Source organism: Pseudomonas sp. S30 (assembly GCF_016518545.1).
In the GTDB taxonomy this organism is placed as follows: domain Bacteria; phylum Pseudomonadota; class Gammaproteobacteria; order Pseudomonadales; family Pseudomonadaceae; genus Aquipseudomonas.
The window spans coordinates 460,233-472,760 of record NZ_JACVTO010000001.1 but is presented as its reverse complement, the minus strand read 5'-3'; the positions used below and the strand labels follow the sequence as shown (position 1 = coordinate 472,760).

The 12,528-nt window shown below is 57.5% G+C and carries 13 protein-coding genes and 4 pseudogenes; 7 read left to right on the top strand and 10 right to left on the bottom strand.

Going from position 1 to position 12,528, the window contains the following annotated elements; genetic code table 11:
• Positions 1-197: 197 nt before the first annotated feature.
• The 7 genes and pseudogenes from IAE34_RS02165 to IAE34_RS24475 form a co-directional block, all read right to left on the bottom strand.
• Entirely contained in the window at positions 198-1,187 is a 990-nt protein-coding gene (locus IAE34_RS02165) for an aldo/keto reductase (RefSeq protein ID WP_200137204.1), read from the bottom strand.
• A 244-nt stretch (positions 1,188-1,431) separates the two neighbouring features.
• Positions 1,432-1,695 carry an SDR family oxidoreductase gene (locus IAE34_RS24640; protein ID WP_234478996.1) on the bottom strand — a complete coding sequence of 88 codons (264 nt, stop codon included), beginning with the start codon at positions 1,693-1,695 and terminating at the stop codon, positions 1,432-1,434.
• Between the two features lie 34 nt (positions 1,696-1,729).
• A pseudogene (locus IAE34_RS24635) lies at positions 1,730-1,894 on the bottom strand (hypothetical protein); the annotation flags it as partial.
• A gap of 28 nt (positions 1,895-1,922) precedes the next feature.
• A complete protein-coding gene (locus IAE34_RS24480; RefSeq protein ID WP_267908822.1) occupies positions 1,923-2,264 on the bottom strand; it encodes an SDR family oxidoreductase in 342 nt (113 codons plus the stop codon).
• Between the two features lie 494 nt (positions 2,265-2,758).
• The gene (locus IAE34_RS02150) at positions 2,759-2,923 is read right to left on the bottom strand and encodes a hypothetical protein (RefSeq protein WP_200137201.1); all 165 of its coding nucleotides are present in this window, start codon (positions 2,921-2,923) and stop codon (positions 2,759-2,761) included.
• 120 nt (positions 2,924-3,043) lie between these two features.
• Positions 3,044-3,418 carry an MFS transporter gene (locus IAE34_RS02145; protein WP_200137200.1) on the bottom strand — a complete coding sequence of 125 codons (375 nt, stop codon included), beginning with the start codon at positions 3,416-3,418 and terminating at the stop codon, positions 3,044-3,046.
• A gap of 25 nt (positions 3,419-3,443) precedes the next feature.
• Positions 3,444-3,569 (bottom strand): hypothetical protein, encoded by a 126-nt coding sequence (locus IAE34_RS24475; protein WP_267908820.1) that lies wholly within the window; start codon positions 3,567-3,569, stop codon positions 3,444-3,446.
• Positions 3,570-3,705: 136 nt separating this feature from the next.
• Between IAE34_RS24475 and ltrA the strand changes: the two are divergent.
• Positions 3,706-4,994 (top strand): annotated as a pseudogene (gene ltrA / locus IAE34_RS02140) (group II intron reverse transcriptase/maturase).
• Between the two features lie 129 nt (positions 4,995-5,123).
• On the opposite strand, the gene IAE34_RS02135 reads toward ltrA, so the two are convergent.
• Complete coding sequence (locus IAE34_RS02135; RefSeq protein ID WP_233630873.1) at positions 5,124-5,513, bottom strand: winged helix-turn-helix transcriptional regulator; 390 nt, start codon at positions 5,511-5,513, stop codon at positions 5,124-5,126.
• Positions 5,514-5,587: 74 nt separating this feature from the next.
• Here IAE34_RS02135 and IAE34_RS02130 point away from each other — a divergent pair, with 74 nt between their 5' ends.
• From IAE34_RS02130 to IAE34_RS02105, 6 genes and pseudogenes are all read left to right on the top strand, one after another.
• Positions 5,588-6,202: an FMN-dependent NADH-azoreductase gene (locus IAE34_RS02130; protein ID WP_200137199.1), complete on the top strand. Its 615-nt coding sequence runs from the start codon at positions 5,588-5,590 to the stop codon at positions 6,200-6,202.
• Between the two features lie 91 nt (positions 6,203-6,293).
• Positions 6,294-7,064, top strand: coding sequence for a pirin family protein (locus IAE34_RS02125; RefSeq protein WP_200137198.1), 771 nt, complete (start codon positions 6,294-6,296; stop codon positions 7,062-7,064).
• A gap of 29 nt (positions 7,065-7,093) precedes the next feature.
• Complete coding sequence (locus IAE34_RS24630) at positions 7,094-7,429, top strand: hypothetical protein (protein WP_442793176.1); 336 nt, start codon at positions 7,094-7,096, stop codon at positions 7,427-7,429.
• 655 nt (positions 7,430-8,084) lie between these two features.
• A complete protein-coding gene (locus tag IAE34_RS02115; RefSeq protein ID WP_200137197.1) occupies positions 8,085-8,264 on the top strand; it encodes an IS66 family insertion sequence element accessory protein TnpB in 180 nt (59 codons plus the stop codon).
• A 217-nt stretch (positions 8,265-8,481) separates the two neighbouring features.
• Positions 8,482-10,019 (top strand): annotated as a pseudogene (gene tnpC / locus IAE34_RS02110) (IS66 family transposase).
• A gap of 220 nt (positions 10,020-10,239) precedes the next feature.
• Positions 10,240-10,857: pseudogene (locus tag IAE34_RS02105) on the top strand (substrate-binding domain-containing protein); the annotation flags it as partial.
• A gap of 7 nt (positions 10,858-10,864) precedes the next feature.
• Here the strand turns inward: IAE34_RS02105 and IAE34_RS02100 are convergent.
• Both IAE34_RS02100 and IAE34_RS02095 read right to left on the bottom strand, forming a co-directional pair.
• Entirely contained in the window at positions 10,865-11,101 is a 237-nt protein-coding gene (locus tag IAE34_RS02100) for a transcriptional regulator (protein ID WP_200137196.1), read from the bottom strand.
• A gap of 10 nt (positions 11,102-11,111) precedes the next feature.
• Positions 11,112-12,527 carry an amino acid permease gene (locus tag IAE34_RS02095; protein WP_200137195.1) on the bottom strand — a complete coding sequence of 472 codons (1,416 nt, stop codon included), beginning with the start codon at positions 12,525-12,527 and terminating at the stop codon, positions 11,112-11,114.
• Position 12,528 lies beyond the last annotated feature (1 nt).

Genomic DNA, 12,528 nt, shown 5'->3' with positions numbered 1-12,528 from the left:
TAGAGTGAACCGACTGTAAGTCGGTAATACGTCATTATTGAACCATTAGTCGGTTTCATCAACAAAAACGCCCACGCAGTCGAGCCATCTCTGCTGGCTCGACTGCGTGGGCGCGTTTACGCTTGCCGGAACACAATTATCTGGACGAAGCTCAATCGGGCGGCGCGGCTTGCTGACGCCGGCAGGCAATCAGCAACTTACCAGGCGTAAACCTGAGGCGCTTCGCCGCCTGGACCCGGCCAGATCTCGTCCAGTTTCGTCAGGGTTTCGTCGGAGAGCTTGACCGACAGCGCGTTGAGGTTCTGCTGCAACTGCTCGACGGTCCGTGGGCCGCTGATGGCAGCGGTCACGACCGGGTTGTGCAGCAGCCATGCAAGCGCCACGTCGGCGGGCGTCTGGCCCAGTTCATCGCACAAGGCTTCATAGGCTTCGAGCTGTGGACGCAGCTTGTCGATCTGCGCCTGCAGTCCGGGCGTGGCACGACGGCCGCTGGCGATCTTCTTGAGCACCCCGCCCATAAGCCCCATGCCGATCGGGCTCCATGGGATCAGACCGATACCGAAATGGCGCAACGCCGGAATGACCTCCAGTTCGATGGTCCGCTGGGTCAGGTTGTAGAGGCTCTGCTCCGAGGCCAGTCCCAGCAGGTTGCGTGAGGCGGCCGTGCATTGGGCGGTGGCGATGTCCCAGCCAGCGAAGTTGCTGGAGCCCACATAGGTTATCTTGCCTTCGCGGATGAGCTGCTCGAAGGCCTGCCAGATTTCTTCCCAGGGCGTGGCCCGGTCGACGTGGTGCATCTGGTACAGGTCGATGTGGTCGGTCTTCAGGCGCTTCAGGCTCGCCTCGCAGGCGCGACGGATGTGATAAGCCGATAGATACTTATCGTTGGGGCCGGTTTCCATCGGCTGATAGACCTTGGTGCCCAGCACGATCTTGTCGCGACGGGACTTGTCCTGCGCCAGCCAGTTGCCAATGATCTCTTCGGACGTGCCGTAGCCTTTGGCCATGTCCGGCGACTGCGGACCGCCATAGACGTCGGCGGTGTCGAAGAAATTAAGGCCTGCGTCCAGCGCCGCATCCATGATCTTGAAGCTGGTCGCTTCGTCGGTCAGCTCGCTAAAATTCATAGTGCCCAGTGCAATGCGGCTGACTCTGAGGCCGGTGCGGCCAAGATGGGAATAGTTCATTTCATTTCACTCCTGTAGTCTCGCGATCCCAGCGCTGAACTGAGCGGGACGCGGGGATGATGCTATCTTATTCCTTCGGCGGTGGGGCGAGGGGGCCGTACGCCGGGCGCTTTAACAGATGCTCGCCTGCTGTCTCGATGCCGGGGCCATGGACATGCTGCTTCCGATCCTGCATCGGCACACACGCCGCTGGAATCGAGGCCCAGCATGTCCATCATGGTGGCGGCCAGCTGATCGGCTAGTTTCACTTCGAGGACTGGCTTAGGCCTTCGGCGATCTTGACGATGATGTGCGGCATGCTCTGGCTGCCCGATAACGGAACGATGTAGCCGCCATCGACTGTGAGGCCTTCGCCGATGATATAGCTGCCACCGGGGCTCCACAGCCACAGCACGGCCGAACGAACCTCCTCGGGACGGCCGGCGCGGACGATAGGTGCGCTCGCGACCAGCTTGGCGAAGGCTTCGTCGTTGCCCGCCAGCCACGTCGCGGGCGATCTGCGAGTCAATCATTCCAGGGTTGACCGCTTTCACGCGGATGCCCTGCTCGCAGTACTCCAACGCGGCGCGGGTCAGGCCTAGCACGTCGTGCTTGAAAGCGATGTAGGCGCCGATGTCGACGTCGCGAGTAAGCTCACCGACCGAGGCATTGTTGACGATGGCGCCGCTACCCGGCGCTCTACCTGTTGCAGTTCGTATTGCATGCACAGCCACACGCCCCGCAGGTTGATGCCAATCACTCGGTCAATTTTTCGCTGGTGGCCTCAGTGAAGGTGGAGATCTTGGCCATGACACCGGAGTTGTGAAACGCGAAGTCCAGACGGCCATATTCGGCGACGGTCTTCTCGACCAGAGCAGCGACCTGCGCCTCGTCGCTGAGGTCGCAGGCCAGACCGATGGCAGTGCGGCCTCCAGCGACGATAACCGCCGCTTCCTCGCCGGAGCGCTCGCCGTCGCGGTCGGCCAGCACCACCGATGCGCCGTCATGGGCAAAGCCGCGGGCAGTCGTCAGGCCCATGCCGGCGACTGCACCCGTTGCCTTAGCTACTTGGCCCTTGAAGTCATAAATTGCATTCATATTCCAGATTTCTAATATCGTTGATAACCCGATGCAGCAAAGTGCCTGTTAGACCGTAATTCAAGCGATTGTAGCAATGCTGCTTATATATGGATTGTTACAGAAACCGGCCTGCCTAACTACTTGATGAGTGCTTAACATGCCTATTAGCTTGGCTAATCAATGAGATCATTTTTTGGTAACTCCAAATGGCGATCATGGACCTGATCACTGACTGGTCGCGGTTGTGCATGATCAGGCGCGTGCTCCAGCCCTTAAGCCGTCTCTGCAGCAGGCCAGCGCTGTTGGCAGTGCGACGAGGATCAGCGGCAGCATTGAAGCTGGCAGGACGCTCGCTCCGCCGCACGCAATACTCAGTGCGCCCAGTGCGTTCCCGGCAGCGATGCGTGCGTTTCATACCGTGATGAGCATCGCTCACATGACGTCAACACCTTCACCAGCGGTGTCGGATGTGGCGTCTGGGTCGAGTTCGCAGCGCCGCCAAAACTCGCTCCCTACAACATCGTTGAGGGAACGGCGATCAGCGCGGCCGAGGATGGGCTGGCCAGACCAAGGTCACCGCTACCGATGACAGCCACGCCGAAGGCTGGCAGCAGCAGGTTCATGTTTGCGCTCCGCCCCAGTGTGCCGGCTAAAACGGCGATGTAGGTGTAGAGCATGTGCTGCGCCGTGACCCAGGCCAGAGCCGTGAACAGGATCGAGCGCCCGCCTGCGGAGCTGACTACGCTGCAGATGGAGATGCGCCTCTCGGGTGGCTGGCTTGGTACGTCGGGCATCTGCTACGACATCGCGGCGAGCAGCAGCGCGGCCACCACGCGCAGAGAGACAAAGGCGCCGCGCAAGCCGATAATGCTGCCAGTGAACGTGTCCAGCGGGACGCCGATTGACAGCGCTAGGAGTGTGCCGACCATTGCCACCGCGAGCGCGCGGCCCGTGAGACGGTCTATCACCATGCGTCGCGCGTAACTGCCAAGCAGCCCCCAGGACAGCCCTGCCGATACGCCGGCCAGTAACCTCGCAACCAAGGTCAGGGCGAACCATGGCGAGAACGCGGTCACGAGATTGAAGAAGAGAAAACCCGTGATCGCTAGCATAAGCACCGGCCTGCGTCGCCGGACTTGCGTCAAGTTGACCAGCGGAATGGCGGCAAGCACCAATTCCCCTCCGCGTAACCGATCATTATTTGGTCGGTCGCCGTCGCCGGTATGTTAAAATCTTGGCGATCTGCTGAAGCGGCCCGACCGGCAGGGTTTCGGTTTCGGTTTCGGTTTCGGTGTCGATGGTGATGGTGATGAAGCTGGTCATTGCCATCATGAAAGATTCTGGTCGGCAGCGTGTCGGCCTCCGCAGATGATTTCCTACAACGGAGTCTGTCACTCCGCATCTTGGCCAGAAGCCGAGGGTGATACCTGGCAGTGCAAAGGTGTCGGCGGCGTCTGTGATGTGAACGAAAGCGGAGCCGGATACGCTGATGAAGCGGGTGCTTGCACCTGACAACCTCGGACGTGCGTATCAACGTGTAGTCAGCAACAGAGGTGTGCTGGGTGCCGATGGCATGGCGGTCGCTGACTTGGCAGGCTACGTGAAGCAGTTCTGGCCAATCCTGAAGGCCAGCTTGCTGGCCGGCGAATACCATCCCCAGGCAGTGCGGGCTCTTGAAATTCCAAGCCGGCGGGCGGTACACGGCAACTGGGGATTCCCAGTGTCATTGATCGGCTAATCCAGCAAGCCTTGCTGCAACAGCTAAGGCTGACTTTCGACCTTTTGTTCTCGGACTACAGCTACGGCTTTCGTCTGGGCAAAAAACGCTCACCAGGCCGTCGAAATGGTCCGCGCCCATGTGGCGGACGGATATCGTTGATAAGTGCAGCCTGATCTTGAAAAGTTCTTTGATCGAGCCTATCACGTCATCTTGATGACCCATGTGCAGCATCACGTCGAAGATGAGCGCGTGCTCAAGCTGATTCGCTGCTACGTTGAAGCCGGGGTCACGTGAGGCGGGATTTTCAGCCCGCGGCAGGAGGGGACACCGCAAGGCGGTCCGCCCACGCCGCTGCTGTCGAACATCCTGCTCAATGAGCTCGACCTTGATCTTGAGCATCCGGGGGCATCGCTTTGTGCGCTATTCCGATGACGCGAACATTTATATGCGCAGCCCCCGCGCGGGTGAGCGAACTATGAGCAGTGTCGTGCGCTTCCTGAATTAGCGACTGAAAATGACGCTGAACCAAGAAAAGAGCCGCGTGGTACGGGCTTGGAAGTGTAGCTACCTGGGCTATGGGATGAGCTGGCATCGTCAGCTGAGGCTCCTAATCATTCTCCTGAGCTTGCGTCGTCTGCGTGATCGGCTCCAGGCAGTGCTGCACGGTGCACGGGGCCGCAAGATGGCAACCGTCATCGAGCGCATTGACCCGGTACTGCATGGTTGGGTGGGCTATTTCAAACTCGCTCAAGGGATGCGAGCCCTAGAGACTATGGATGGGTGGGTACGTCACGCTCTTCGCTGCATGCTCTGGCGACAGTGGAAAGCATCCTCGACGAGTGCTCGTAAATTGATGCGCTTAGGTGTGGATAATAAATGCGCTTGGAAATCGACAGTCAATGGTCGATACCCCATGATGGAACTCCGGGGGAGTCCCGCATGAATCAGGCGCTGCCGAAGAAGCTATGGGACACTCGGCCCGGTTCTCGATACTGGATACGATCATCCGGCTTAGCCGCGTAATTTGAATCGCCATGTCCGGAACCGTACGCACGGTGGTGAGAGAGGGCAGCGGGCGTCAATCCGCCTCCTACTCGACTGCTATGCCATCAATGCTTTTCCACTGATTCTGTGGATATGCAATGTCTAGACGGCGACTAGATAGCGGTTGAACTGTCTCGCCTGTCGAACGCCTCGCGCGCAGCTTCAACACGGGGTTGATTCTGCGCGACCCAATCGCCAAGGCCCATGAGGGGTGCTCGCAACGAATGGCCCAATTCTGTTAGCTCGTAGTCCACGCGCGGCGGGATCGTTGGAAATTGAGTGCGCGTCACCAGCCCGTCGCGCTCCAAGTGGCGCAGAGTCAGCGTCAGCATCCGCTGGGAAATGCCCTTGACGTTGCGCTTGAGTTCGTTGAATCGGATACGACCTTTGGCCAGTTCCATGATCGTGAGCACGCTCCATTTGTCGCCGATCCGCGCCAGCGTTTCCAGTATGGCGGCACGGCAGCCATGTTCCTCAGTTACCGCTATGGATTGTGGTATCAAAGCTGTGCCTCCTTGTGTAGTTCCGAGTTTAACCCTAGCATTCTATTAATACCAATCATCGTCCGGAAACCATCATGACGAAGCTGTTACATATCGACTCAAGCATTCTCGGCCAGAACTCCACCAGCCGTCAGATTTCGGCCGACATAGTCGCGAAGTTCATGGCGATTCATCCTGCAATTTCCGTAAAGTACCGCGACCTCGCTGCCAATCCTGTCCCCCATCTTTCGGGAGCGTATCTGTCAGCGGCTAGTGGCTCAGCAGTCGGACATGACGTTGCTTTGCAGCACGACTTAGCCTTGAGCAGCGATCTGCTCGATGAGTTTCTTTCCGCGAATATAGTTGTCATCAGTGTAGCCCTCTACAACTTCACGATTCCCAGCCAACTCAAGGCGTGGGTTGACCGCATTGTCATCAATGGCAAAACCTTCCGCTATACCGAGGCAGGCCCTCAAGGGTTGGTCGGGGACAAAAAGGTCGTGTTGGCTGTCGCGCGCGGCGGTCTCTACGGGGCAGGTTCGCCTGTCGCCGCTTGGGAACATGCTGAATCCTACCTGCGTGCAATCTTCGGTTTCATCGGCGTTACTGATCTTCAAGTTGTGGTCGCGGAGGGTTTGAATGCGGGGCCGGAGCAGCGCACGCAGGCACTGGAATCGGCTGCCCAGCAGATTGTCGTACTCAAGGTCTGATCGGAGAACTGCTGTGGTTAAGTCGCGAAACGTCAGGCATGTTGATACGCCCAAGATGCTCCCGGGGGGGACAGCCGTTCATCGCAACCGGATGCTCCTCTCACCTGAACTCGCAGAGGAAATCGACCCGTTTCTTGTGCTCATGGAAGATTGGTATTCCCAGGGCGCCTTCCAGAACCATCCGCATCGGGGCATCGAAACAGTCACCTACATGCTGGACGGATACAACTCCCATTACGACAATCACGGGAACAAAGGTGTCATTGGACCTGGCGAGGCGCTGTGGCTGACGGCTGGCAAGGGATTGCTGCACAACGAGGTGCCGGTCGATGACCGGCCTATCCATACCTTGCAGCTTTGGGTAAATTTGCCTCGTACAGACAAGCTGATTCCAGCCAGTTTTCAGGAATTGAAGGATGACCGGGTGCTCAGGCGGAAGCTGCCAGGTGCCGAGATCCTCGTGTTTTCGGGGGCATCAGGTGAACACGTCTCGCCGACCCGCAATCATGCGAAGGTTACGATGGTCGAAGTACGTCTCGAACCTCATTCGTTGATCGAGCAAGAATTGCCGGCGGATTACAACGGTGTCGTTGTTGTGCTGGAAGGCGAAGGCTTCATTGGTGCCAATGCTGCGCCTACGCATAGCGGGCAAATCGCCAGGCTTCAATATGAGGTGGAGGAAAGCAAGGTTGCCTTTGCCACGAAGAATAAGAGCTTGCGCGCCATTTTGTTCGCAGGAAAACCGCTCAGGGAGCCGATTATATCACGCGGCCCCTTCGTCATGAATACCGAAGAAGAAATCGATCAGGCTTTCGCAGAGTTTCAAAGAATGCGGGACAGGTTCGGCCTGGATGCAGTCTAGTTAAATTTGGTGTGCTTGAGTAAATCAGCATGGTGCTTATGTGCGCACTGCACAGTTGGCTGACCAACCACGAGAAAGTGCAGGACGTGAAGCGGCCTGAAGTTGCCGGGCTGACGGAGAAGCTGGCCTGCAAGCCGGCCGGGGCAAACAACGCCTTGGGCATGCTACGCGAGATGTTCCACCTGACCGAAGTTGGGTTACCGCTTGGACGGCACGAACCCGTGCCCCACTTCCCGATGCACCCGTCCGGCGAGGTAACCTGGCTCATCGTCGGCGACGAGCTAGCGTTGATCTTCCGCCAATTGGAGAAGCTAGAGACGAAAGGATTGGAGAAATACGTTATTCAGCCGGCGATTTGCCTGTAATTCGAGTTCGCCGGCTCCCGCTCCGAAATCTGCAGGCTCGAATGGGATTGGGTCGATCTGGAGAACCGGCGCGTGGTCTGGCCCGACAGCACGGCGGGCGGTCTCTCCAAGCCCATGGGCGGAAGCCTATCAGTTGTTTTCGACGGGACCGCGCCCGTCAAGGCCGCCCCTATGCCCTGCTGCCGCCCAACAACCCGACCGAGCACCTGACGTTTGGCGAGCAGTATGGCGGTTGGAAGGTAAGCGTCCGGCGAACTCATCTTCCCCACTCCCGCTTCAAGGGCGATGGTGTCCGCGTATTTTTAAGCGGACGCGATCCCCCTTATTGCCAAGATTTCAGTGCGCCAACGAAGCTCTTATCCAAAACCATTTAAAGCCCAAGTCGTTTGGGGATGCCTGCAACCTGGCGCAACGGTGTCCAGTATCGCCATCAGCTATAGTATCACTGCTAAGTAATCCGCAAATGGACGCCGCTCTATCGAGACCAATCCGCAGCAACCTCGCTACCGGCATTTGTTCCGTTAAAGGCCGTACCTAAACGGCCAGCCGAAGCGTCAGTGATCATTGAGGTGCCCATGGCCGCGCAAGTAATCACGGTGAAATGGCCAACCTCAGATCCTGAGGGCTGCGCGCAATTTATACGGGCTGTCGCTCAATGATCCGCATCGATGCGATCTGGCTGGTCACCGCGATGGGTATGCGCGCCGGCACCAAAACGGCATTGGCCCGAGTGATCGCGGTGCTCGGTGTGGCGAAACCGCACTGCGCTTATCTCTTCGCCAATCGCTGCGCTAACGGGATGAAAGTTCTGGTGCACGATGGCGTGGGCGTCTGACTTGCCGCACTACGACTGAATTAAGGCAAGTTTTACTGGCCCGGCATTCGTCATGGTCGCGAGGTCGGACTCGACGGCGAACAACTCCTGGCTTTGGTGCTAGGCCTGTCGTGGCTGTGCGTCGGCGCAGGCGGTGTGATCAACATGCTGTAATCGCCGACCATTTGACCGGTCTGCTTGTCGTTGTTTCGGGCCTGCGTCTGTCACAATCGGCGGCATGAATTTCTCGCCCAATCTTGACCAGATGACTCCGGAGCAGCTTCGTGCCTTGGCGGCACAGGAGTTTGCAGTTGCAGTCCGAGGTCAAGGCGATGAGTCGGGAGATCCAGAACGACGAAATCATCATCGAACAATTCAAGTTCGAAATCGCCCTGCTCAAACGCCACAAGCATGCCAAGCGCAGCGCGCAAATCAGCCCGGCGCAAGGCAGCTTGCCGGATGACCTGCTCAATACAGACCTTGAAGCTATCGAGGCCGAGCTGAAACAGCTTCTTCCCGCTTCGTCACAAGCCGAGCCACGGCAATAGCCGAAACGTGCCCCATTGCCGCCGCAGTTTCCACCCACGGAGGTTGGTCACGAACCAGAAAACACCTAATGCGCTTTTGGCTGCCAGCTTCAACGCATCGGTGAAGATATCACCGAAAAACTGTATTACACGCCAGGCGTGTTCAAGGTCGAACAATGTGTGCGTGGCAATTGGGCCTGCCGTAAGTGCGAAACTCTGACTCATGCGCCGGTGCCGGCGCAGGTCATCGACAAAAGTATTCCAACCGCAAGTCTGTTGGCCCACATGATGGTGGCCAAGGTTGCCGATCACTTGCCGCAATACCGGCGAGGGAAAATCTTTGGTCGCGCTGGGCTGACCACCGCTCGCTTGACCTTGGCCCAGGGGGGGGCGGACAAACCGGCGTGTGACTCCAGCCATTGGTCGATGCTCTGCGTGAAGCTATGCTGAAATAGGGTGTGATTCACGCTCACGAAACTCCGGCTCAAATGCTTGCGCCAGGCGATACGAAAACCCATCGGGCCTACATCTGGGCGTACAGCAGCACGCCGTTTTCGGCGCTCAAGCCGTGGTATACGACTTCCGCCCAAGCCGTGCGGGCGAACATGCGCGCAACATTCTGGGCGACTGGAGCGGCAAGTTGGTCTGCGATGACTCCGCTGGCTAGAAAGCTGGCTTTGAGCAAGGCATCACTCAAATCGGCTGCATGGCCGACGCCCGTCGCAAGTTTTGCGATCTGCATGTCGCGAACAACAGCCAGTTGGCCGGACAGGCGTTGCACTCGATCAGTGGGCTGTATGAGGTCGAACGACAGGCGCGGGACATGAGGGACGAAGGTCGGGGGCGAATACGTCAGGAACTGGCGGTACCAATCAGCAACACACTTAATGAGTGGATGCTGGCCCAGCGTGACCTGGTGCCCAACGGATCAGCCACGGTCAAAGCCCTCGACTCCAGCCTGAAACGCTGGGTAGCGCTGACGCGCTACCTCGACGATGGATCTGTGCCCATCGACAACAATCAGGTCGAGAATCAGGTACGGCCGTAGGCACTCGGGCTCTCGAACTGGTTGTTTGCCGGGTCGCTGCGCAGTGGTGAACGAGCGGCTGGAATCATGAGTTTGATCCAGTCGGCGCGCATGAACGAGCATGATCCGTATGACTATCTCAAAGATGTGGTGACGCGGTTGCCGACACAGCGAGCCAGTGAGACCGGTCAATTGCTGCCGCACCCATGGATGCCAGCCTGACTTACGTAAGGTGAGTTCGCTGGGCGCTTACCCACCATCGCCTTAATCGATGGCATCAGAAAGGTGTGTTGCCCAGAAGGTTATGTCATGGCGTAACGTCAATTAGCTACGTCGGATATACACAACGATTCGGCCGAGGTAAGTACCCTCCAATGGCTGCGAATTTTCTGCAATTAGCGCCCCAATTTCTGGGTCGTAGGGGATGAAGCATTAGTGGGGCGATTTCCATGAGGCTCACCCCCTTGTTGAGCTCGAAATTGAGGTTGCGCGTAGCGACGACATCATCACTTCGTTACTTTAAAAAACGGCTACTGCAGGTCTCGGGCTTTGCCGAATTCTTCAATCGAAGTTGGAGCAGCGCCATTTACTCGGCCGCAGGTATGAATTTTACTGCGGAGTTCGACGCCGGTTGTTCGCACGCAATGACACGACCTTTCAGGCGATGCGTGGAGAAAACTTTGTGAGCTTCGTCAGCGACCAGTTAGGTGGCAATCTGTCCCCACTTGCAACGTTTCGCGACCAGCATGGGCTCATCGGAGAGATTGTCGGCTTATCCTCAAGCTTCGAAGAAGTTCACCGTCTTGTATGTGCTGGGTTTGGGGTTGGTTGTATGCCAGAGCATCTCCTAGATGAAGACGTAGAGAATGGGCTTCTCTGGCGGTTACCACCGGCTGAAGGCATCGTCGATATCGATCTACATCTGCTGTGGAGTTGAGAGCAGCGGATGACTATGGCAGAAACAGTGTTACTGGAAGGCTTCCAGCATTGTATTGCTCAGGCCTCGCTCGCCTGGGCGTATGATGCAAGCAACGAACGCAGCGGTTGGCTGCGGTCGTGATGCCTGGCTAGTCAACTTCCAGTAGCCGCTGCCGGTTCAGCACGCTGTTTTGCCGGTCATCGTCGTCTAACTCCGACGCACTGAGCATGTCCCCAATACCGGCACCGGCCTCAACTCTCTCCAGCCAATACATCACGGCTTTTTTCATGAACCAGTGAGGGGTTCGATCCAGCAGGCTTGCGGCCTCCTTGATGCGCTCCTTGGTCGGGGCGTCGAGTTTGATGCCAGTCGTTGTTGAGCTCACGATCGCCTCCTCACGAAGCTGCCATGGCTACAGGGGAGGCTGTTTTTGAACTTCGTTGATAGGCCAGCAGTAGGCCGATGTACCAGAACGGCATCACGTACAGCGCTGTTCGAGTATCTGCTTCCAGTGCCAGCAAGCACAGCACGAACACCAGAAACACAAGCGAGAGCACAGCAGTAAACCTGCCGCCAGGGAGCTTGAAAGTTGAGCGCTGGTGAGCTTGTGGGCTAGTGCGTCGGTACGCCAAGTACGAGAACAGGATCAACGACCATGTCACAACCACCATGACTGCTGAGATAGTCGAGACCAGAGTGAACACACCCATTACGTCTTGGATGACAAACAGCAGGGTCAGGGCGATGGTCATGCACAGACCGGAAAACATCAAGGCGCGGGTTGGAGTGCCGGAGCCTGACAAACGGCCGAAAGCTCGTGGTGCTTGTTTGTTGTGAGACAGGCCGTACAGCATTCGTGAGCCGGAGTACACGCCGCTATTGGCGGAGGAGGCGGCGGATGTCATCACAACGAAGTTGATCATCCCTGCCGCAGCGGGCAGGCCACCCAGCAGGAACAGCTCAACAAAAGGGCTGCGGTTTGCTGGGACATGGGCCCAAGAAATTACGCTTATGATGCAAGCGAGCGCTGCGACGTAGAAAAGAAGAATGCGCAGCGGGATGGTGTTGATGGCTTTTGGAAGTGTCTTTTCAGGGTTGTGGGCTTCGGCGGCAGCGGTGCCGATGAGCTCAGTGCCCACGAATGAGAAAATGGCAATTTGGAAGCCGGCTAGGAAGCCCAGCACGCCATGCGGCATCATCACACCCTGCTCTACCAAGTGGCTGAGCGATGCGGTGATACCATCAGGGGATGTGTAAGAGGTCGCCACCATGTAGAGGCCGGTCAGCACCAAAGCTGCGATGGCAACGATCTTAATGAGGCCGAACCAGAACTCCACCTCACCGAAAGCTTTCACAGCCAACATATTCAGGGCAACGAGAAGGAACATGGTTCCGAAGGCCGGTATCCACGTGGGAAGGTCAGGGAACCAGTATTGCAGGAAGCCTGCAACTACTACGACATCGCCCACTGCTACGACCACCCAGCTCAACCAGTACGACCAGGCGAGGATAAAGCCGGCCCGAGGGCCTAGATGATGGTGGACAAGCTCTGCAAACGATCCCATCTCTAGGTTGGCGAGGAGCATTTCGCCCATTGCACGCATGATGCAGAAAACGAAGAAACCGATGATTGCGTAGACGAGAAGAATTGAGGATCCGGACAGGGCGATCATTTTTCCAGAGCCCATGAACAGGCCTGTACCGATTGCGCCGCTAATTGCGATGAGCTGAATATGTCTGTTCTGAAGACGCCGCTTCAGTTCTCGACCATCGCTAGTGGCCGATTCTTGCGAATTGCACATCTGATACATA